Origin of the sequence: Anaerococcus vaginalis ATCC 51170 (assembly GCF_000163295.1) — a bacterium.
GTDB classification, from domain to species: Bacteria; Bacillota; Clostridia; order Tissierellales; family Peptoniphilaceae; genus Anaerococcus; species Anaerococcus vaginalis.
In genome coordinates, this window is record NZ_GG700527.1 from 861,192 (window position 1) to 882,852 (window position 21,661).

Sequence of the window (21,661 nt, forward strand, 5' to 3'; positions counted from 1 at the left end):
AATTTTTTAAGTTTTTCATAATAAGAATCATATATCCAAGAAACATCAGTCCCATCAGCGTAGTTATCATTTAACAAACAATATAAGCTAATTGGCTCTTTTTCTAATAACATTAAATTAATAATTTGATTTAAGCCTGTAGGATTTTTGACAAGATTTATTATCACTTCTTTATTTTCAATTTTAATTATTTCTTGTCTACCAAATACATGTTTTTGAAATTTTAAGCCTTCATAGATTTTTTCATAAGGGATTTCCAATTCTTTAGCAAGAGCTATTGCGCTTAAAGCATTATAAATATTATAAAATCCTCCAATTTGAGTTTCATAAATTTCTCCATTTACTTTAAATTTTGAAAAATTTGCATCCATAGAAATAATCTCTCCAATATTATAAGATAATTTAGGAGAATGAAAATCACATTCTGGGCAAGAAAAATCTCCCAAAGAAGAATAATTAACTAATTTATATTTTAAAATTGAATTACATTTTGGACATAAAATTCCATCACTATTAAATTCTGCCTCAAGATTATAAGAATTAAATTCTTTATCATCTTCTCTTATTCCATAATAAATAGGATTATATTTTTTTAGCTCATCGTATGAAAAAATAGGCAAATCTCCATTGGCAATTATTTTTACATCACTACATTCGCTAAGTCCATCCATAATTTTTTTATAAACATTATAAATTTCTCCAAATCTATCCATTTGGTCTCTAAAAATATTGGTTAAAATAACATAATCTGGTTTTAAAAATTTACTTATCCTAACAAGATTAGCTTCATCTACCTCCAAGATCGCAAGTGCATTTTCATTTTTAGGAATATCCAACAAAACTGTTATTATACCTTGAATCATATTTGAACCAGAATCATTTGTAAAAACATTTTTATAGTGCTTTCTCAAAATATTTGTAACAAAATGAGTTGTCATAGTCTTCCCATTAGTACCAGTTACAAAAATAAATTTTGTATTTTCGCTTAAAGCATCCAAAATATCATTATCTAAATTATAAGCGATTTTCCCTGGCAAACTTGTTGCTTTATGATTTGTAAGTTTTAGTAAAAATTTACTAAATTTTGCAATTTTAATAATTAATTTATCTTTTATATTCATAAAATAAATTATATCAGATTAAAGGCTAATAAGTCTATAAAATTTTTATTCAAATTATTTTAAATAATAAAAGAGTTAAATTTATTTTAAAATTAAACAAAAAAATAGACTAAAACTTTTAGTTTAGTCTATTTTTCCTGAAGAATATTTCTACAAACTTCTCTCATCATATAATCTACCTTATTTGACCATTCTGGATCGCTAGCATATAACTTTCCTATAGATTTTGTAGAAATTCCATTATAATATTTTCCATCTTCACTTAAATAATTTTCTTTTAGAAATTTAGCAACGTGATCTATTGATTCGCCCTTATCTTTAAAAGTATTTGCACTGTTAATAGGATCTTGGTCGATAGCATTAAAGCCAAATAAATTATTTTTTGTTTTAGCAAGGTATGAATGACCATTTCCAGTTTCGTGTTTTGCCATTCCCATCAATAAAATCGCATTTACCTCATACTTTTCTTCTGCTTTTTTGAAATCTTTTCCAAGACCTTGTAAATTTGTATTTTTAAGACCATATTCAAGTTCCTCAGCAGTTAAATTAGTTTTGTTTGTTAAATACAAAATTGATGTTTTGCTTAATTCATCAGATCCTTTATCGTTCAATTCTTTATAATCTTTTTCTAATTTTTCAAATCTTTCAATTCTAGATTGTCTTAAAGTTAAGGTTTCATTGCTAATTTCATTTACTCCATTAATCAAGCTATCTCTTTTACCTTTGTTTTTTGCAGCTAGAGATGATTTTTCCAATCCTGTAGAAATAACTAGCACAAGAACAATAGCTAAAAAAGATAAAAATGAAATTTTAAATCTCTTTTTATTCATCCTTTATCTTCCTTCTTTCATAAATAAATAGTAACAAAACAATTACAACTACTATATCATTTCTTATGCTAGATTGCAAATTTTATTTTCTAGAACCTGGTTTTACAGCTGGTGTATCTTTTAAATCTTCTGGTAAATTATCAGGATCATAAGTTTCAAAATTAAGCTCAGTTGCAGATAATAATTTTAAACCATTAATTTCTTTTTTTCCAGATCTATTTACAATTGATGTTAAAGCATTTACTTTTGCTCCATAGCTTTCAATTACATCAACAGTTTCAAAAGAAGATTTGCCTGTTGTAACTACATCTTCAACTATAATTACATTCATACCTTCTTTTATTTCAAATCCCCTTCTTAAAGTCATAATATTATCTACTCTTTCTGTAAAAATTGCATTAACTCCCAAAGCTCTTGCAACTTCATAAGCTATAATTATTCCGCCCATTGCAGGGCCAACACACAAATCTACTTTTATGCCTGATTCTTTTATTTTTTCAGCAATTATTTTTGAAACTTCTTCGCAATAAACAGGATTTTCTATTAATTTTGCACATTGAATATATTTTTTTGAATGTTTTCCACTTGATAATAAAAAATGTCCTTCTAGTAGTGCATCAGATTTTTTTAATAATTCAATTGTTCTATCCATAATCTCTCCTATATAATTTTTCTTATTTCTTCTAGCGAATTTAAATTTTCTTTTTGCATATATTTTTCTAAATCATCAACTATATTTATCATTGTGTTAAAATCTACAAAATTGCTTGTTCCAACTTGCACTGCACTTGCTCCTGCCATAATAAATTCCAAACAGTCCCTGTAATTTGAAATTCCACCCATACCAATTATTGGTAAATTTGTAGCATTACTTGCTTCATACACCATTCTTAAAGCAATTGGTTTTATACAAGGTCCAGAAAGACCTGCAGTTTTATTTTCAAAAACTGCTTTTTTATTATCAACATCAATTGCAAGGGCATTAAAAGTATTTACTAGAGAAATACAATCAGCTCCTGAATTTTCTGCAATTTTTACAAATTCTTTTATATCTCCAACATTTGGAGAAAGTTTTACCATCAAAACTTTTTTTGTAGCTTTTCTTACTTTTTCTATAACTTCGCAAGCTTTTTTAGGATTTGTTCCAAAAGCCATTCCACCTTCTTTTACATTTGGGCAAGAAATATTTAATTCAATTATTGGGACACTTGTTTTATCAAGCATTTGGGCTCCCTTAACATAATCTTCGACACTATGACCGCCTAGATTTGCAATGGTTACAGCATCTTTTGTTTCTAAAAACGGTAATTCTTCTTTTATGAAATATTCTATTCCAGGATTTTGAAGTCCAATTGAATTCATAATTCCAGCAGCAGTTTCATAAATTCTTATTCCCTTGTTTCCCAAATTTTTATGTAGGGTTAGTCCTTTTGAAGAAATTCCTCCAAGTTTATTTATATCAATATATTCTGCAAATTCTTTACCAAAACCAAAAGTTCCACTTGCAGCTATGACTGGATTATTAAATTCAATTCCACAAATATTAACTTTTAAACTCATTAGAAAATCTCCTTTGAATCAAAAACTGGACCATCTTTGCAAACTCTTATAAAATCGCCTTTTACATTTTCTACTGTGCAACCAAGACATGCACCAATTCCACAAGCCATGTGGGCTTCCATTGAAATTTGAATTTCAGCATTTTTATTTTTATTTGCCAAAGTTTTTAGCATTTGATTTGGGCCGCAAGCATAAATTACATCATATTTTTCTGTATCTATTTTTTCAGTTATAAAAATTTTATCTTTTTTATCAATAGTTACAGTTGTAGAATTTACAAAATTTTTAAAATAATCTGTAAAGTATTCTTCATCACTAAATCCCGCGTAAAAATCTGCTTTTAAATCTAATGATTTTGCCAAATATAAAAGTGGAGCTATTCCAATTCCACCAGCAACTATTGCAGCTTTCTTGCCTTTTTTTATTTCAAATCCATTTCCCAAAGGTCCTAATATTTTTACTTTTGAACCCTCTTTTAAATCACTTAAAATTTTTGTTCCAACACCTTTAACTTGGTATAAAAAAGACATAGACTCATCATCTTGGTCACATACTCCAAATGGTCTTGAAAGAAGTGGCGAATTTCTAAAACTATCACATCTTAACATGAAAAATTGACCAGGTCTTGCATTTAATTTGGTTTTTATTTTACAAAAATAAATATCATCCTTTATTTTTTTATTAAAAATTACAGAAGCTTCTCTATAAGATTCCATTAGATTGGATTTCCTTTCTAGTTTCTATACATTTTTCTCTTGCATAATCTCCTATTTTATCTTCCCCATCATCATAGTTTAAATAATTTTTAAGTATTGCTCTTGAAGAATTTACAACTCCTCCATTTAATGAATTTAACAATTTATAAACATTTAATGAATCGGCTTTTTGTGCTCCAAAACCTGGAATCAAGAAAAACATATTCTTATATCTTTGTCTGATTTTTTCAACTTCTTCTTTGTGAGTTGCACCAACTACAAGTCCAATAGGTCCGTATCCTGAATTATCAATCAATTTATCATTTAATTCTTTTAATTTATCTCCAATTGTATAAAATAATTCGCTGTCATCTTTTAATCTTAGGCATTCAAAATCATTTGCTCCTGGATTTGAAGTCCTTAAAAGAACAAACACTCCTTTATCTTTGTTTTTTATAAATTCAAGATATGGAGAAATTGAATCCATTCCCATATAAGGATTTAAAGTCATAAAATCAGCCTCAAAATCACCAGAAAAATGTGCTTTTGCGTATTGACTTGCACTTTGAGCAATATCTGATCTTTTTACATCAGCAATTGATAACAAATCATTATCTCTTAAATATTTTAAAGTGTTTTTGTAAGCAAGCATTCCTTCAATACCATAAGATTCGTAGTAGGCAATTTGAACTTTATAAATAGCACAAACATCTTTTGTATTGTCAATAATTTCTTTATTGAAATCAAATAATTGTTCGCTTACACTTTTATTTTTCTTCATTTTTTCTGGAATATAATCTAGTGATGTATCAAGACCAACGCAAACAAATCCATTTTCTTCGATTTTTTTATAAAGTCTTTCCATTAAGGTCATATTTCAAAATTCCTTTCTTGTAAACTCTTACTATTTGTCCTTGGAGTTTTTGATTTATAAATAATGAATTTTTTGATTTTGATAAAATATCTTCTTCTTTATATTCATATACTTTATCAAAATCTATAAGAGTAAAATCAGCCATGTATCCTTCTTTGATTTTTCCTTTTTTTATTTCAAGAAGTTTTGAAGGATTTGTTGACATTAACCTGATCAAATCATTTAATGAAATGATTCCAGCTTTTACTAAAGTCATATAAGAAGTTGAAAAAGCTGTTTCAAGTCCAATAAAGCCTGGCTTACCGTTTTCTTTTTCCTCCTTGGAATGAGGAGCATGATCTGTAGCTATACAATCAACATATCCTTTTTTTATCATATCTAATAAGGCCAATCTATCTTTTTCTTTTCTAATTGGTGGATTTACTTTTAACTCTTTTCTATCAGAAAAATATATGTGATGAGGTGTTACTTCGCATGTAATTTTCGCTCCCAAATCTTTAAAATATCTTATTGCCTCAATTGCTCCTTTTGTAGAAACGTGAGAAAAATGAATTGGCATATCCATCTTATAAGATAAATAACAATCTCTCAAAGTCATCACATCTTCTGCTATTTCATAGTCATATTTTGAAATTTCTTTACATTCTTCATGCAAGGTAAATTTTAAATTATTTTTCTTTGCGATTTTTATAGCTTGATACATAGAAAAATCATCATCAACGCCCTTACCATCATTTGACAAGAACAATAATCCTTCTGGTAAATCTTTTAAATGAGATAGGTCATCACTTTTGAAATCTTTTGTTATTGAATAAACTTGTTTAATATCTATTAAATCTAAATCTTTTGCTCTTTTAACAATATCCTCATATATTTTTTTGCTTGATACAATTGGATTTGTATTTGGCATTAAATTTACAGTTGTATATCCACCTTTTAGAGCTGACATTGATCCTGTTTTTAAATCTTCTTTGTAGGTAAATCCAGGATCTCTAAAATGAGTATGCATGTCCACAAAAGAAGGAACCAAGACAAGACCATTACAGTCTATAATCTTAGTTTCCTCATCAGATTTAAATTCAGTTGTTATAAATCCATCTTCTACAAAGATGTCCCTTTTTGATATATTTATATCATCAATGGCAACAAGATTTGTAAAAATTTGTTTCATTATTCCTCCACATCATATATGTGATCGCAATAAGCACATTTGTACATTTTTTCTTTTTTATCTATCAATATAAATTTGCTTTCAATATTTCTTTCTGTGGTTGATACGCAAGTTGGATTTTGACATTTTAAAATTCCCTTGCTAACTTCTGGTAATTCTAATTGTTTCTTTTCTACAACTTTTTCTTCTTCAATGAAGTTTACTGTTGCACTTGGGTCTATTATTGATACAGCATCTAAATTAATATCTAAGTTATTTGCAATTTTTACTATATCTTTTTTTCCTTGAGAGGAAGAGTTTGCGTTTAATATTAGGGCAACTTCATCATCAAGTTGGTCTAGATTTAAAAGATTAAAAATTTTTATTCCTAATCCTGGTTTAATATGGTCTATTACAATTCCATTTTTTAATGAAGTAATCTCAATCATTATTAGCCTCCAATAATTTTATAATTAGTGCCATTCTAGCATACATTCCGCATTTAACTTGTTGGAAATATAAAGCTCTGGGATCATCATCCACATCTTTGTCAATTTCATTTACTCTTGGAAGTGGATGTAGGATTGCAAGATCTTTTTTTGCATTAGCTAACTTTTCTCTATTCAATACGTATGAATCTTTTAATCTTGTATATTGGTTGTCAGAGAAAAATCTTTCTTTTTGAATTCTTGTCATATATAAAATATCTAGATCATCTATAGAATTATCCAAAGATCTTTTTTCAACATATTCTATATTATTTTTTTCAAAAACACTTTTTTTAATGTAGTTAGGAAGTTTTAATTCTTCTGGAGAAATTAGTACATATTCATTATTATCAAATAAGGTCATAACTTTAAGTAAAGAGTGAACAGTTCTTCCATATTTTAAATCTCCACAAATTCCTATCTTTAATCCTTCAAGTCTTTTTTTATAAGTTGAAATTGTCAAAATATCCGTTAGAGTTTGAGTTGGATGTTGATGTCCACCATCTCCTGCATTTATTATTGGACAATCTGATGTTTCTGATGATAATTTTGCAGCTCCTTCTTGTGGATGGCGCATAGCAATTACATCAACGTATTGGCTTACAGTTCTAATTGTATCTTGTAAGCTTTCTCCCTTAGCTTGGCTTGATGCTTTTGGATTTGAAAATCCTTCAACGCTTCCTCCAAGTCTTAACATTGCTGATTCAAAAGAAAGTCTTGTTCTAGTAGAAGGCTCAAAAAAAAGAGTCCCTAATAACTTTCCATTACAATAATTGGAAAATTTTTCAGGACTCTTCATTATGTCTTCTGCTAAATCAATTATTTCAAGTAAATCATCTTTAAACAAATCTTCTGCACTTAACAAATTTTTAATCTTTAGCATTTGACACTCCTTTTTTTGTTTTTACTATTATACCAAAAGCATATAGACTCGTCAATAATTATTTACGTTTTTCGATTAACTCGTTAATTGATTCATTTGTCACATTTTTTCTATCAATTTCAAATTCATCTAGAATTTCTTCCATTAAATTTACATTTGTAAATTCAATTTCCATATAAGGATCAGGATAAACATCTTTGGACCAAATATCTATATCAAATCTTTGTCCCCTATAATTATAAGAAATTCTTTTTTTATCGCCAACATATCTTTCAACTAAGCCAATTTCTTCTAAAATTTTTATCATATTTGAAGTTGAATTTATTGTAGTAGTGTATTCATTATTTACTCTTATATTATCTTTGTTATCAACAACTTCTTTGAAAGTTAGCTCTGTTGCTTCTCTTTTATCATCTACAGTTTTTTCTCTAATTCTCAAATAACCATTAGAAAATTCTTTTGCGTTTTTTGGAGCAAAGGTATGATTTTTTTGAATTTCTACTCCCAAAAATTCTGCACCTTTCGCTTTTAATTTTTCTTCAATTTCTTCGATATTAATATTTAATACCTTGATTTCTAATTCTCTATCCATTAACTTATCCTTTCTGGCAAAAAATTTATATAATCTCCTGCCACACATTTTATTTCTATACCATCTACTATACCTTCAAAAATTTGTTTATGCCCTGGTCCATGTAGATGTCCATACAATACACATTCTACTTGATACTCTTTACAAATTCCAAAAAATTCATTCAAAGATTTATCGCTATTAAGAGGTGGATAATGTAATATTACAATTTTTTTATTATTTGTCTTACTAGAGTCCAATGAATTTTTAAGTCTTTGTAGCTCTCTTTTAAAAATTTTCTCATCGTGTTCTGTAAATTCACTATTATCTCTGCTAATCCATCCTCTTGTTCCACAAATTTCATAGCCTTGTTCAAAAAAAGAATTATTTTGCAAAAATTTAATAGATTTTAAATCTAATTCATTGAGTTTTTTTAAGGATGACCACCAATAATCATGATTGCCTTTTAGCATTATTTTATTTCCGTTAAGATCATCGATTTTTTTAAGATCAATGTAGGCATCTTCTATATTCATAGCCCAAGAAATATCGCCTACAATCAATACTGTATCATCGGAATTTACAATTTTATTCCAATTATTAAATATTTTTTCTTGATAATTAAGCCATGATTTGCCAAATACTTCCATGGATTTTTCTTCTGTATAATCAAGATGTAAATCTCCTATTGCATATATCATACTTGCTCCATATTTTTTATATCTATATTAATAGCCTCTGCATCAAAAATATCTTTTTCTCTTTTATGACATGTAAAATAAATAATTTGAAATTTTTTTGATAAATCCAACAAATTTAACAAAGCCATCCTCAATCTATCATTGTCATAATTTATAAAAGCATCATCAAAAATCAAAAATAAATTATCTAATAATTTTTCGCAAAGAGCAAATCTTAGTGAAAAATTAACTTGGTCAAAAAATCCTATTGAAACTTTATCAATATCAATTATTTCATTATCAGAACTTATTATGATAGGCTCTAGGTTTTTATTAAAATCAATTTTTTTATATTTCCCCTTTGAAATTTCTCTAATTATTTGACTAATAGTTTGAGATAGAATTTTTTTATTATAAATAAATTTATCCTTGTTTGAACTTATAATATCTATAGCTTTATTGCACGCAGAAATTTCTATTTCTAAATAATTTAATTTTTCCTTTAATTGATTAATTTCATCAATCAAATCAACTTCTTTTGATATTTTTTCCTCAACACTTACAAGCTTTTTTTCAAGTTTTAAATTATCGTCTAAAAGTTTATGATATGAATTTTCGTAAAATTTAATTTTATTTTCTAATTTCAAAATATCAATTTCATCACAAGAAAAATCAATAGGCACATCATATTTTTCCTGTTTTTGAAGAATTTTTAAAATTTCTAAAGTCTTATCTCTTTCTATAATTAATTTTTCATAGTTTTTGTATTTGTTTTTTGCATTTTTATAAGAAGATTTAGAATTTACAGAAATTTTGGAAAATTCATTTTTTATTTTTATATTTAAATTGCTAATCTCTTCTCTGCTATTTATATTTAAAATTTTACCTTTAAAAAAATAAAATAAAAAAAGTGGAAGTAAGAGTAATAAGATAAAATATTTTTTTGTGAAAATTGATACAAATAAAATCATAAATCCTATTAAAAAATAAAATAAATTTATCTTATTATCTTTTTTATTTTTATAAAAATCATCCTGCTTTTCCAAAAGCCTATCAAGATTATCAAAAAATACTTTGTCAATTCCTGAAAATTCCTTATAATCTTCTAATTTTTTATCAATTATTTTAAGCTGGTCTTGCCTAGATTTTTCTTCAATATAATTAGAATTTGCTTTAAATTTTCTGTAATTATCCCTATCAATTTTTAATTTTTTGAGTTTTTCTTCTAAGAGTTTTATTTCTTCTCTTTGTCTTTTCAAATTTAATATGTCATTATTATAGGATTTTCTAAGATTTCTAATATTATCCAATTTTTCATTTTTATTTTCCAATTCTTTTAAAGTTTTTGCGTAAGGCTTTGTATACGCCCTTGAACTTCCAATTTTATTTAGCCAATCTTTTATATTATCAACAGCGTTTAATTGAGAAAAAATCATATCATTTGATGGATTTTTTAAAAAATCTATTACAACTTTTTTAGAATCCTTATCAAAACTTTGAAGTTGGTAATTGTTTGCTATACTCTTATACAAAGAATAATTTAATTTTAAAAAATATTCTCCAGGGAAATTCAAATTTGATTTTTTGCCCAAAATTTCTTTTTTCAAAGACAAGTTATATATTTTATATGAACCATCATCAAAATTTCTTTCTATCCTAAAATCCTCATTATTAGATGATAAGATCAAATTTCCAAAATATTTATAAGAGCCTAAAGGTTTGTATTTTTCTTTTTTATAGGAGAAATGCCTTTTATTATTTCCATCATCAAAGCCATAAAATACACCTTCAATAAAATCAGAAATTGTAGATTTACCACTTTCATTATCCCCATAAATCAAATTAAAATTTGGATTTAATTTTATAGATTTATTTTGAAATTTACCAAAAGAAATTAAATTCAACTCTTTAATAAAAACCTTACTCATCCTTGCTCCTCAATATGGCATCAAAGCCAATTTCCAAACATCTTTTATTAATGGGATTTTTCATATCCAAATCTTTAACATTTTTATAAAAATCTCCAAGCAAAGAAGATTCGTAAATTTTTCCTAAATTTTCATAATAATCTATGCTTTTTTCCCTATTAATTTTAAGATAAGTAATATCTAGATTATCCTTTAAACTTTTCTCATCAAAAGCAAACTTATCATAATTTGATAAATTTATAGTTAAAAAATTATATTTTTTATCCAAAAGATTTGCCAAATATTTTTCTAATCCATAAATATTTTCAAAATTGTTTAAGTCAATTTTTAAACTTTTAAAACTCATTTGGGAAGAATCTATAAAATTTATGCCATAATCATCTACTAAATTATAGCCGAAATTTCCCTTATCTTTAAAACTAAAAGGCTCAATACTTCCTACATAAAAAATATTTTTAAAAAACTCTTCTCTTTTGTGAATATGACCTAAACCAACATAATCAAATTTAAGATTTTTTATTTTTTCCAAATCTAAATTCATATAAGTTGAATTATTTTGATTAAATTCCCCATGGCATAAAAAGATATTATAAAAATTGTAATCAAGCCTTATATTATAGTTAAAATTTTTATCAAATATCCTATCATTATAAGAAATTCCATAAATTCTCACATTTTCATACTCAAAAAAATCAAATTTTTCACTAGAAAATATGTGAAGATTTTTAGGTTTATCTGAGAAAAATATTTCATTTTTTGAATCTATATAATCGTGGTTTCCGCAAAGATAATATATATTTTTGGAAAATTCTTCAAATATTTGAAATAATTTTTGATAATCTTTTAGACTAAAATAATCTCTTTCAAAAAGGTCTCCCGAAATCAATAAGAAATCTACATCTTTATTTTCTTTCAAAATTTTTTCAAAACTATCCCATTTTATTTTTCTTATTAGCTTGCTATATGAACTATCAAAATCCAATTTATCAGCCAAATGTATATCAGAAATATGGATAAATTTCATATCAAATTCACACACTCAATCATTGTTTTATTTTCATTTATGTCAAAAACTGTAATAGAACCATTATCAATCCAAAAATTTTTGAAATTATTTAAATCTTTTAAGACCGTAAACAAACTTGCTCTAATTGCAATTCCATGACTTACACACAAAATATTTCCATCATAAGTAGATTTTTCTTTTATAAAATCATTAACTCTTTTTATTAAATCTTCAACGCTTTCTCCATTAGGATATTTAGTTGAGTAAGGATTATTTTTTAAATTTTCATAGAAATCTTTGTATTTTTCTTTTGTTTCTAAAACTTTTTGCCCCTTAAAATCCCCAAAATCTAATTCATTTAATCTTTCGTCTTCAATAAATTCATCAAAGCCCAAATATTTTGCTGTTTCTTGACTTCTTATTAACTTTGATGTGAAGACCTTATCTATTTTGTAATTTTTTAAATTTTTTTTGCTTTTATCCAAATCAATATAAGCTTTTTTTGAAAGTTTTGTTTTAGGAGTTGAAAATTTTAATTCTTTATTTGATTCTGTTAATCCATGTCTTAAAAATATTATTTTCATATTATCACCTTTATTATTATAACATATAAAAAAAGCAGGCTCGAATGCTTTTTATTCGCCTGCTTTCATTGCTTCTGCCATATTTATTTTTTTTAATTTAAAATGAACAATCAACATTATCAAAAATGATGTAAATAATGTTATAAAGGCAGAAAATATATATGATGATAAATGAGTTTTGTAAGAAATAAAAATTCCATCTGGTGCTGCTACAATTAAAACATATCTTAGCATAATATATCCCAAAATATATCCAAGAATAATGCCAAAAAATGTCAAAATATATGTTTCTCTATAAATATAGGAAGTTGTTTCTCTAGGATAAAATCCCAAAACTTTTGTAGTAGCAAGTTCTTTTTTTCTCTCGCTCACATTAATATTAGTCAAATTATACAAAACTACAACGGCAAGTAGCATAGAAACCACAGTAATAATTCCAATTACTAGATTTAAATTTGCCATTAAAGTGTCCATCGTTTCGTAAAATTTACTTGGCTCTATAATAGTTTGACTTATTTTATTTTCCAATATTTTATTTTTGATTTGACCGCCTGCTTTAATAAGATCAGCATTTGCAATAAAATCTTTGCCAAATTTATTTTTATATGCATCTTTTGTCATATAAATATAATCATCAATATAATTTTCGGCAATATCTTTAATGTCCATTTCTACTATTTTATCATCTAATTCAAATTTTAATTTTTTGTTTGATTTTAAATTATTTGATAAATTTTTACTAATTACAACTTTATTATTATCAAGTGAAATTTTTTTCTTATTTTTATCCCTAATTTTTATAAAATCATCTATTTTTTCTTTATCATCAAAAACGATTAAATTAACTTTTTTATTTTTATCTTTCAAACTTACATCTACATTCTCATAGAGAATTTTCATAGATTCTGTATTTTTTAAAATACTTTCGTAAGATTTTTTATCTTCTTCTTTGGAATTTTTATCAAAAATTGAAATAAAATCATATTTTGTAATTTCTTGTTTTTGCAATTTAGATGTATCTTTAACAGAATCAATCATAGCAAAACCAAAAAATAAAAGTGCAGTACAACCACCCACTCCAAAAATTGTCATAAACATTCTAGATTTATACCTAAATAAATTCCTAAATGTAATTTTTGTCATAAAAGATAGGCTATTCCAAATAAATTTAATTTTTTCAAGAAATATCCTAGATCCATTTTTTGGTGCTTTAGCTCTTAATAAATCTGCTGTTTGCTCTTTTACTTCACTTATGCTTGTAAAATAAACAGTTAGTGAAATTAAAAAAGTAGATAAAAATATAGTAAATAAAATTATCCAAAACGAATTTATAAATTCCAAATCTAAAACTCTAAATCCAGTTGAATATGCCTTAAAAATAACTTTACAAACTATATATTTTCCAATTAATGAACCGATTAAAGAACCAAAAATCGTAGGAATTAATCCGTAAATAAAAAATTTTCGACCAATATCAAAATTAGAATAACCCAAAGCTTTCAAAGTTCCATTTTGTATTCTTTGCTCTTCAATATATCTTTTTATTGTTGTAAGAGAAACAAGTAGGGCAATGAAATAAAAAAATGTTGGAAAAACTTTTGATAATTCGTCCATATTTAAACTATTTTTGTAATAGCTATCAATAGATTTATTTAAAAATATGCTTTCAAATTCATAAGTAGGATCAATTAAATTTACCAAATTTTCTCGAGCCTCATCAATTTTTTCATATCCCTTTTTGATTTTATTTTTAGCCTTTTTTTCTTCATCATCAAATTTTTTATTTGCCTTATCAAGCTCACTTTCTTTTTCTAAAAGTTCATTAAAAGCAAACTTTAACTTTTCTTCTCCATTTTTTTTCTCATCATCTAATTTTCTTTTTCCATTCTTATAAGAAATCAAAGCAGACTTTAATTTTTTTTCATTATTATCAAGTTCTATCTTGCCTTGTTTTAATTTATTTGATGCATTGATTTTTTCATTTTCAAATTTCTCTTTTGACAGCTTATATAAATAGTTTTTTTCATCCAAATCCCTTTTTGCTTTATCTAATTTTTTCAAATTTTCATTTATTGGATCCATAGCCTTTTGGTAAGCTTCATCAAATTTATTTTTATTTGATAAATATTCTTTATTTAACTTATCTAATATAATTTCACTTTGAGAAATTTTAATAATTAAATCTTCTTTTTTTCCATTTAAAGAAAGCAATTCTTTTTTTATATTTTCAATTTCTTTTTTATTTTCTTCATTATCACTCAAGTTTGATAATACTTCTAATTTTTTCTTTAAATTTTCTATTTTTGAATTTATTTCATTTAATTCAGATTTATATTTTGTTAGATTTGTATTTTCCTCATTTTTTTTATCTTCCAAATTTTTAAGCATAGCCCTTTTTTCTAAAAAAGAATTTTCGATTAAAGACTTACTTGAATTTATCTTTTTATAATTTTTATCAATTTCTTCATAAGCCTTATCTATTTTCTCTTTTGAATCGTTTAATTTTTCTTCATTTTTTTTCATTTGTTCATTAAAAGAAAGAAAATTTTTATTGTAGCTTTTTTTACCACTATTTAATTTAGAAAATCCTTGGTCAATTTGTTTTTTTGATGCACCTAACTTTTCATAGGCATAGTTAATTTTAAGCTTAAATTCATCTTCTGCCTTGTTATATGAATTTATACCATCTAACAACTTTTCGTTTGCATCTATAAGTTTATCTTTTTGTTCTTGTAATTTTTTCTCACTAGAAGATAGCTCATTTTCTTTTTCATTAAGTTTTTTATTAGCATAAGCTTTTACTCTTTTTAAAACTTGACTAGGTCTGTTTTTAAAATCCTTTTTTAGACTTTCTCTTTTTTCTTTTACGAAAGATTTATATTCATCAGAAAATCTATCCATATTTTTTGTTTTTTTATAGCTAATATCAACTTCACTAATCTCATCTGTTTTAAAATTATCTTTGTTTATATAGGAAAAAGCAAAAACCATTTCTTTTCCCTTATAAGAAACATCCCTTACTTCATCCATCAAATATTCAGAAGAATTTGCAAAACCTACAACCTTATACTTTTTATATTTTAGTAAATCATCTAATTTTTCATCATCTATTGACTTAAAATATATGTAATCGCCTAGTTTATAATTTTTTTTCAATAATTCATCTAAAATTATTTCTTCATCATTTTTGATTTTTCTTCCCTTTATTATATTTAATTTTTCAATATCTTTATCATAAGATTTTACAGAAATAAGCTTATCTTTAGCATATAAATCCAAATTTTTTTTATAAGCAAGCTTATCAATATCCTCATCCTTTTCGATAATTAACTTATCTTCGTTTTTAATTCCATAAGTTGCTTTAATAATTATATCTGGATGTTTATTTTTATTTAAAGTCTTATTTAGAGTTTTTCGCATTGAAGGTCCTGTCATAAAAAGGGCAACAACAACCATAGAAGCAAGCATTATCATAACAAAAATCGAAAAAATCTTGCCTTTGGTTTGTTTTATATCCCTAAAAATTGACCTATAATAATTATTTTTTTTCATTTTACCACTCTATATTTTCAACATTTTCTGGATTTTCATTGACATAAGAATTTACAATTGTACCATCTTTTAGCTCAAAAACCTTATCTGCTATATCTTTTATTGCACCATTGTGAGTAATAATAATTACAGTAGTATTTAAATTTTTTGCAGTATCTTGCAATAATTTCAAAATAGATTTTCCAGTTTTATAATCCAAAGCTCCTGTTGGCTCATCGCACAATAAAAGTTTTGGGTTTTTGGCAATTGCTCTTGCAATTGCAACTCTTTGTTGTTCTCCACCTGAAAGTTGTGATGGAAAAGAATTCTTTCTGTGAGAAAGTCCTACCTCATCTAAGGCTTTTTCAGCATCCATATTATCTTTTGCAATTTCACTAGCAAGCTCAACATTTTCAATACTTGTAAGATTTGGTATTAAATTATAAAATTGAAAAACAAAACCTACGTCATCTCTCCTATATTTAGTTAGTTCTTTTTCATCCATTTGTGATAAATTTTTATTATCAACAATTATTTCTCCATCACTTAAAGTATCCATTCCACCAATTAAATTTAAAAGTGTAGTCTTTCCTGCTCCACTTGCTCCAACAATAATTACAAGCTCGCCTTCATCTATACTTAAATTAATATTGTCATTTGCAACAATCTTATTTCTGCCGACTTCAAAATATTTATATACATTTTTTAATTCTATATATGCCATATCATTAATAATTTTTGAGTGCTCTTTCTATTTTTCTTTTAGCATCATTTTTCTTTATAGTTTCTCTTTTATCATAGATTTTTTTACCCTTTGCAAGAGCAATTTCCGCTTTTATTAATCCCTCTTTTAGGTAAATTTTATTTACAATCATAGTATAACCTGCTTGAGAAACTTTTCCAATTAATTTATCAATTTCTTTTTTATGAAGCAAAAGCTTTCTAGTCCTAATTGGGTCAATATTTTTTTCGTAGGATTGTTCATAAGGAGTAACATTCATATTATAAATAAATAATTCCCCCTTATAATCCCCAACGTGAGATTCCTTTATCGAAACTTTTCCTTCTCTTATACTTTTTACTTCATTTCCCTTTAATTCAATTCCAGCCTCATATTTTTCTTCCAAAAAATAATCATGTTTTGCTTTTTTATTATTAGCTAAAATTTTCAAATTCTTCCTCCAACAAATCGAAATCTATATTTCTTTTTTCAAGATCTACATTTTTAACTTCAATCAAAACTTTTTGTCCAATTTTATATCTTTTATTATTATCTCTATTTACACAAGATAGCTTTTGTTCAATATATTCAAAATGATCGTCAGAAAATTTATACATAAAACATCCTTCAACCGTATTTTCAAGTTCAATAAAAATCCCAAAATCTGTAATTGTTGAAATAATTCCTTGAAATTTCTCTCCAATATATTTTTTCATATATTTACACTTATATAAATCTTCTACATCTCTTTCACATTCTTCACTATTTCTTTCTGTAATTGATAAGTGTTCTGAATTTTTTGCTAATTGTTTTTCTAATGATGATTGGCTTATATTTTCAAATTTATTATCAACAAAATCTTTTACAAGCCTATGAACTATTAAATCAGGATACCTTCTTATAGGAGCTGTAAAATGTGTATAATATTTTGTTGCTAAACCAAAATGAATATCCCTATAATTTGCATATTTTGCTTTTCTCATTGTCCTAAGCATTAACATATTTACAAGACTTTCATCATCTTTTCCTGAAACTTCTTTTAAAATTTCTTGGAAATCTTTTGGATGAAGTTCTTTTCCCTTAATATTATAGCCTAGGGTGTTTAAAATATTTTTGAAAGATTCTACCTTTTCATCTTTTGGCTTTTCATGAATTCTATATAATGATGGAAAATCCATGTAAGCAAATAAACTAGCTATAGTTTCATTTGAAACTAACATAAATTCCTCTATCATTTTATTTGCAGAACCTCTTTCAAAAATAGAAATATTTAAAACATCTCCTTTTTCATTTACATCAATTTGGCTTTCCGTAAAATTAAAATCTATAGCTCCTCTTTTTTCTCTTTTATTTTTTAAAATTTTGTATAAGTTGTCAAATAATTCTAATTTTTCTATCAAAATTTCATCATCATAAACTTTTTCTTTATTATCCAAATAATCATTTACATCATCGTAGACTAACCTATAGTTAGATTTGATTATAGACTTATATATTTTATAATCAACAACTTTACCTAATTTATTAATTCTCATTTTTAAACTTAAAGCAAGTCTATTTTCATTTGGATTTAAAGAACATATTCCATTAGATAATTCCTCTGGTAGCATAGGCAAAACTATATTGTATAAATAAGTTGAATTTCCTCTTTGATAAGCTTCTTTATCAATTTCACTATTTTCTTTTACATAATGGCTTACATCTGCAATATGAACATATAAAATAAAATCTTCTTCATCTTTTTCTATAGATATTGCATCATCAAAATCTTTAGAATCCCTACCATCAATTGTAACTGTAAATAAATCTCTCAAATCTTTTCTATCATTTTGTTTTGAAATATCTACTTCTTTTTCAATAAAAATAGCTTCTTTTTTTGTTTTTTTAGAAAAATTATCTTTTAGTCCATAGGATCTTATTATTGATAAAACATCAACATTAAAATCATTTTTATTGCCTAAAACTTCTACAATTCTTCCTTCTGGAGAGCCATTTTTTGGATATTTTATAATTTCACAGACAACTTTATCGTTATTTTTTGCTTTTTTTGAAAATTTTTCATCAATATAAATATCAGAAGATAGGTTATCCTTATCGCTTATTACGAATCCAAAGCCCTTATTTTTTTTATAAAGTCCAACAATTTGACTTGTATTTCTTTGAAGGATTTCTACTACTTTTCCTTCAGCATTTTTCCCATATTCTTTTTCTTTTATAATTTCAATTTTAACCCTATCTTTGTCATTTGCTGAATTTAAATTATTTTGAGAAATAAAAACATCCATATATTCATTATTATCAGAAATAAAAAATCCATATCCACCTTGAGCTAGTGAAATTTCTCCCATAAGTGATTTATCATCATTACTTAATGGATGAATTTTATTTTTTGAGCTTATTTTGATTTCATTTTCTTTAGCAAGTTTTTTAATAATTTTTTTTACATCTTTTTTTATATACTTATCACAATCCAAATATCTTAACATCTCATCAATAGTCATTGGCTTGTAATTTTTATCGTTTACTATATTTATAATTAAATCTTTAAAATTCATATTTTCTCCTATTAAAAAAGAGGCTAGTGAAAGCCTTCTTAACTTGCCTTACAAATTAAAAATCTTTACTAAACCCCTTAGTTTATTGCAAGAAGTATTGTACTTAATAAAAATAAGACAACACCTGCAAAAATTACAACCTTATCTAACATTTCGTTTTTTGATTTATGAGCGCTTCTACCAAATACGTTTGTTTCTTGACCAGCTAAGGTTCCAAGCCCATCAGTTTTTGGTTCTTGTAAGGTTACTGCTATAACCAAAATTACAGAAGCTATCATCAATAATACTGATAATACTGTTGTCATCTGACACCTCCGTTTTCATACTATTTTATAATATCACAATTATATAAATTTTACAATAAAAAGAGGGGCTTTCTATTATTTTACCCCTCTATTTATTAAATAATAATATTATTTATTAATATTATAGAATGCTTTAAGTCCTTTAAATTGTGCTGTATCAAATAATTCATCTTCAATTCTTAAAAGTTGATTATATTTTGCAACTCTATCAGTTCTTGATGGAGCTCCAGTTTTAATTTGTCCAGCATTAACAGCTACAACTAAGTCAGAAATTGTTGTATCTTCAGTTTCTCCTGATCTGTGAGAAACAACTGCAGTATATCCTGCTTCTTTTGCCATTTCAATAGCATTTAATGTTTCAGTTAAAGAACCTATTTGGTTTACTTTGATAAGGATAGAGTTAGCAACGCCTTCTTTAATTCCTTTTTCAAGTTTTTTAGTATTTGTTACGAATAGGTCATCTCCTACTAATTGAACTTTATTTCCAAGTCTTTTTGTAAGTTTTGCCCATCCTTCCCAGTCATTTTCATCAAGTCCATCTTCGATTGAAATAATTGGATATTTTCCTACTAATTCTTCTAACCAATCAATCATTTCATCTTCTGTTTTAACTGTGCCTTCTCCATCTAAATGATATTTACCATCTTCTTTGTTGTAAAACTCACTTGATGCACAGTCCATAGCTATATAAACATCTTTTCCTGGTTCATAGCCTGCTTCTTTTATAGCTTCACATATAATTTCTAGAGCTTCTTCATTTGATTTTAAGTTTGGAGCAAATCCACCTTCATCACCTACTGCTGTATTGTAGCCTTTGTTTGAAAGAACTTTTTTAAGGCTGTGGAATACTTCTGCGCCCATTTGTAAAGCATGTGAAAAGCTTTCAGCTCCTAGTGGGAAAATCATAAATTCTTGAATATCTACAGAGTTATCAGCGTGTTCTCCACCATTTAAAATATTCATCATTGGTGTAGGAAGAAGTTTTGCATTAGCTCCTCCAATATAATTATATAGAGAAACACCTTGTTCATCTGCTGCAGCTTTTGCTACTGCAAGAGAAACTCCAAGAATAGCATTAGCTCCTAATTTTCCTTTATTTTCTGTTCCATCAAGTTCAATCATTGCTTTATCTATTCCAATTTGATCAGAAACATCATAAGTAAATTCTAATTCTTCAGCTATGATTTCATTTACGTTATTAACAGCTTTAAGAACAGATTTTCCTAAATAATAATCTTTGTCGCCATCTCTAAGTTCAACTGCTTCCCATTCACCTGTTGATGCGCCTGATGGTACACTTGCTCTACCGAAGCCACCTTCTTCTGTTACTACTTCAACTTCTACTGTTGGATTTCCTCTTGAATCTAAAATTTGTCTAGCATATACGCTTGAAATTAAGCTCATCTTATTCTCCTTATATTTTTATTTTTTGTGATTTATTAATTGTTCAAAGTCATTTGCTTTAAGGCTTGCTCCACCTATTAGTCCACCATCAATATTTTCTTTTGCTAATAATTCTTTAACATTATCAGGTTTCATTGAGCCACCATATTGAATTCTAATTTTTCCAGCACAATCTTCACAGAATGCTTCTTTTATATAATTTCTAATAAAAGCACACATGTCATCAGCATCTTCTGCAGATGCAGTCTTGCCAGTTCCTATAGCCCAGATTGGTTCGTAAGCAATAATAACTTTTGTTATATCTTTACCTTCAATTCCCTTAAGATCTTTTTCAAGTTGTTCTTTAACTTTTTCTTCTTGTTTGTTAGCTTCTCTTTCTTCTAAAGTTTCGCCAACACAAAGAATTGGAACTATATCATGATCAAGTGCTGAAAGGACTTTTTTGTTGATTAGTTCATCATCTTCATTAAAATATTCACGTCTTTCAGAGTGTCCCAAAATTACGTAGTCAGCTTTTATGTCATTTAACATTTTTGGAGAAATTTCTCCAGTATAAGCTCCACTTTCTTCAAAGTACATATTTTGAGCGCCAAATTTAATATCTGAATCTTTTAAAATCTCACTTGCAAGCAAAAGGTCTATTGCTGGTACACAAATACCTTTTTCTACGCTTTCATCAAGGTCAAGTTCTACTAATTCTTCTAGCAAAGATTTAGCTTCGCTAGGAGTCATATTCATTTTCCAATTTCCTACTATTACAGGTGTACGCATATCT

General features: G+C 26.1%; 21 protein-coding genes. All 21 read right to left on the reverse strand.

Annotation, left to right across the window (positions count from 1 at the left end; genetic code table 11):
• Positions 1-1,121 (reverse strand): MurT ligase domain-containing protein (locus HMPREF0078_RS04095; protein WP_004838863.1); only part of this gene is annotated, 1,121 nt, incomplete at its 3' end.
• Between the two features lie 128 nt (positions 1,122-1,249).
• A complete protein-coding gene (locus HMPREF0078_RS04100) occupies positions 1,250-1,951 on the reverse strand; it encodes a glucosaminidase domain-containing protein (RefSeq protein WP_004838866.1) in 702 nt (233 codons plus the stop codon).
• A gap of 82 nt (positions 1,952-2,033) precedes the next feature.
• Complete coding sequence (gene pyrE, locus HMPREF0078_RS04105) at positions 2,034-2,603, reverse strand: orotate phosphoribosyltransferase (RefSeq protein WP_004838867.1); 570 nt, start codon at positions 2,601-2,603, stop codon at positions 2,034-2,036.
• Between the two features lie 8 nt (positions 2,604-2,611).
• Complete coding sequence (locus HMPREF0078_RS04110; protein WP_004838868.1) at positions 2,612-3,511, reverse strand: dihydroorotate dehydrogenase; 900 nt, start codon at positions 3,509-3,511, stop codon at positions 2,612-2,614.
• Complete coding sequence (locus tag HMPREF0078_RS04115; RefSeq protein WP_004838869.1) at positions 3,511-4,227, reverse strand: dihydroorotate dehydrogenase electron transfer subunit; 717 nt, start codon at positions 4,225-4,227, stop codon at positions 3,511-3,513. Before HMPREF0078_RS04115 ends, HMPREF0078_RS04110 begins: the two co-directional genes overlap by 1 nt.
• Positions 4,214-5,080 carry an orotidine-5'-phosphate decarboxylase gene (pyrF, locus tag HMPREF0078_RS04120; protein ID WP_039920509.1) on the reverse strand — a complete coding sequence of 289 codons (867 nt, stop codon included), beginning with the start codon at positions 5,078-5,080 and terminating at the stop codon, positions 4,214-4,216. The genes HMPREF0078_RS04115 and pyrF overlap by 14 nt, the downstream gene beginning before the upstream one ends.
• A complete protein-coding gene (locus HMPREF0078_RS04125) occupies positions 5,055-6,251 on the reverse strand; it encodes a dihydroorotase (RefSeq protein WP_004838871.1) in 1,197 nt (398 codons plus the stop codon). Before HMPREF0078_RS04125 ends, pyrF begins: the two co-directional genes overlap by 26 nt.
• Positions 6,251-6,679: an aspartate carbamoyltransferase regulatory subunit gene (locus HMPREF0078_RS04130; protein WP_004838872.1), complete on the reverse strand. Its 429-nt coding sequence runs from the start codon at positions 6,677-6,679 to the stop codon at positions 6,251-6,253. The genes HMPREF0078_RS04125 and HMPREF0078_RS04130 overlap by 1 nt, the downstream gene beginning before the upstream one ends.
• Positions 6,672-7,601 carry an aspartate carbamoyltransferase gene (pyrB, locus tag HMPREF0078_RS04135; protein ID WP_004838873.1) on the reverse strand — a complete coding sequence of 310 codons (930 nt, stop codon included), beginning with the start codon at positions 7,599-7,601 and terminating at the stop codon, positions 6,672-6,674. The genes HMPREF0078_RS04130 and pyrB overlap by 8 nt, the downstream gene beginning before the upstream one ends.
• A 58-nt stretch (positions 7,602-7,659) precedes the next feature.
• A complete protein-coding gene (locus tag HMPREF0078_RS04140) occupies positions 7,660-8,193 on the reverse strand; it encodes a class IV adenylate cyclase (RefSeq protein WP_004838874.1) in 534 nt (177 codons plus the stop codon).
• On the reverse strand, positions 8,193-8,873 hold the full coding sequence (locus HMPREF0078_RS04145) for a metallophosphoesterase (RefSeq protein ID WP_004838875.1): 681 nt from the start codon (positions 8,871-8,873) through the stop codon (positions 8,193-8,195). The genes HMPREF0078_RS04140 and HMPREF0078_RS04145 overlap by 1 nt, the downstream gene beginning before the upstream one ends.
• A complete protein-coding gene (locus HMPREF0078_RS04150) occupies positions 8,870-10,780 on the reverse strand; it encodes an ATP-binding protein (RefSeq protein ID WP_004838876.1) in 1,911 nt (636 codons plus the stop codon). Before HMPREF0078_RS04150 ends, HMPREF0078_RS04145 begins: the two co-directional genes overlap by 4 nt.
• Complete coding sequence (locus tag HMPREF0078_RS04155; protein WP_004838877.1) at positions 10,773-11,804, reverse strand: metallophosphoesterase family protein; 1,032 nt, start codon at positions 11,802-11,804, stop codon at positions 10,773-10,775. The genes HMPREF0078_RS04150 and HMPREF0078_RS04155 overlap by 8 nt, the downstream gene beginning before the upstream one ends.
• Positions 11,801-12,370 (reverse strand): histidine phosphatase family protein, encoded by a 570-nt coding sequence (locus tag HMPREF0078_RS04160; protein ID WP_004838878.1) that lies wholly within the window; start codon positions 12,368-12,370, stop codon positions 11,801-11,803. The genes HMPREF0078_RS04155 and HMPREF0078_RS04160 overlap by 4 nt, the downstream gene beginning before the upstream one ends.
• A gap of 51 nt (positions 12,371-12,421) precedes the next feature.
• Positions 12,422-15,922 carry an FtsX-like permease family protein gene (locus tag HMPREF0078_RS04165; protein WP_004838879.1) on the reverse strand — a complete coding sequence of 1,167 codons (3,501 nt, stop codon included), beginning with the start codon at positions 15,920-15,922 and terminating at the stop codon, positions 12,422-12,424.
• A gap of 1 nt (position 15,923) precedes the next feature.
• Complete coding sequence (locus HMPREF0078_RS04170) at positions 15,924-16,625, reverse strand: ABC transporter ATP-binding protein (RefSeq protein ID WP_004838880.1); 702 nt, start codon at positions 16,623-16,625, stop codon at positions 15,924-15,926.
• 4 nt (positions 16,626-16,629) lie between these two features.
• Positions 16,630-17,073 carry an SsrA-binding protein SmpB gene (gene smpB / locus HMPREF0078_RS04175; RefSeq protein WP_004838881.1) on the reverse strand — a complete coding sequence of 148 codons (444 nt, stop codon included), beginning with the start codon at positions 17,071-17,073 and terminating at the stop codon, positions 16,630-16,632.
• Complete coding sequence (gene rnr, locus HMPREF0078_RS04180; RefSeq protein ID WP_004838882.1) at positions 17,057-19,177, reverse strand: ribonuclease R; 2,121 nt, start codon at positions 19,175-19,177, stop codon at positions 17,057-17,059. The genes smpB and rnr overlap by 17 nt, the downstream gene beginning before the upstream one ends.
• Before the next feature lie 77 nt (positions 19,178-19,254).
• Entirely contained in the window at positions 19,255-19,482 is a 228-nt protein-coding gene (secG, locus tag HMPREF0078_RS04185) for a preprotein translocase subunit SecG (protein WP_004838883.1), read from the reverse strand.
• A gap of 108 nt (positions 19,483-19,590) precedes the next feature.
• Entirely contained in the window at positions 19,591-20,886 is a 1,296-nt protein-coding gene (gene eno / locus HMPREF0078_RS09110; protein WP_004838884.1) for a phosphopyruvate hydratase, read from the reverse strand.
• An 18-nt stretch (positions 20,887-20,904) separates the two neighbouring features.
• A complete protein-coding gene (gene tpiA, locus HMPREF0078_RS09115; RefSeq protein WP_004838885.1) occupies positions 20,905-21,657 on the reverse strand; it encodes a triose-phosphate isomerase in 753 nt (250 codons plus the stop codon).
• Positions 21,658-21,661 lie beyond the last annotated feature (4 nt).

Bases quoted from the DNA above. Each gene is read 5' to 3' on its own strand.
- HMPREF0078_RS04100 (WP_004838866.1), bottom strand. From the start codon at position 1,951: ATGAATAAAAAGAGATTTAAAATTTCATTTTTATCTTTTTTAGCTATT.
- pyrE (WP_004838867.1), bottom strand. From the start codon at position 2,603: ATGGATAGAACAATTGAATTATTAAAAAAATCTGATGCACTACTAGAA.
- HMPREF0078_RS04110 (WP_004838868.1), bottom strand. From the start codon at position 3,511: ATGAGTTTAAAAGTTAATATTTGTGGAATTGAATTTAATAATCCAGTC.
- HMPREF0078_RS04115 (WP_004838869.1), bottom strand. From the start codon at position 4,227: ATGGAATCTTATAGAGAAGCTTCTGTAATTTTTAATAAAAAAATAAAG.
- pyrF (WP_039920509.1), bottom strand. From the start codon at position 5,080: ATGACCTTAATGGAAAGACTTTATAAAAAAATCGAAGAAAATGGATTT.
- HMPREF0078_RS04125 (WP_004838871.1), bottom strand. From the start codon at position 6,251: ATGAAACAAATTTTTACAAATCTTGTTGCCATTGATGATATAAATATA.
- HMPREF0078_RS04130 (WP_004838872.1), bottom strand. From the start codon at position 6,679: ATGATTGAGATTACTTCATTAAAAAATGGAATTGTAATAGACCATATT.
- pyrB (WP_004838873.1), bottom strand. From the start codon at position 7,601: ATGCTAAAGATTAAAAATTTGTTAAGTGCAGAAGATTTGTTTAAAGAT.
- HMPREF0078_RS04140 (WP_004838874.1), bottom strand. From the start codon at position 8,193: ATGGATAGAGAATTAGAAATCAAGGTATTAAATATTAATATCGAAGAA.
- HMPREF0078_RS04145 (WP_004838875.1), bottom strand. From the start codon at position 8,873: ATGATATATGCAATAGGAGATTTACATCTTGATTATACAGAAGAAAAA.
- HMPREF0078_RS04150 (WP_004838876.1), bottom strand. From the start codon at position 10,780: ATGAGTAAGGTTTTTATTAAAGAGTTGAATTTAATTTCTTTTGGTAAA.
- HMPREF0078_RS04155 (WP_004838877.1), bottom strand. From the start codon at position 11,804: ATGAAATTTATCCATATTTCTGATATACATTTGGCTGATAAATTGGAT.
- HMPREF0078_RS04160 (WP_004838878.1), bottom strand. From the start codon at position 12,370: ATGAAAATAATATTTTTAAGACATGGATTAACAGAATCAAATAAAGAA.
- HMPREF0078_RS04165 (WP_004838879.1), bottom strand. From the start codon at position 15,922: ATGAAAAAAAATAATTATTATAGGTCAATTTTTAGGGATATAAAACAA.
- HMPREF0078_RS04170 (WP_004838880.1), bottom strand. From the start codon at position 16,625: ATGGCATATATAGAATTAAAAAATGTATATAAATATTTTGAAGTCGGC.
- rnr (WP_004838882.1), bottom strand. From the start codon at position 19,177: ATGAATTTTAAAGATTTAATTATAAATATAGTAAACGATAAAAATTAC.
- secG (WP_004838883.1), bottom strand. From the start codon at position 19,482: ATGACAACAGTATTATCAGTATTATTGATGATAGCTTCTGTAATTTTG.
- eno (WP_004838884.1), bottom strand. From the start codon at position 20,886: ATGAGCTTAATTTCAAGCGTATATGCTAGACAAATTTTAGATTCAAGA.
- tpiA (WP_004838885.1), bottom strand. From the start codon at position 21,657: ATGCGTACACCTGTAATAGTAGGAAATTGGAAAATGAATATGACTCCT.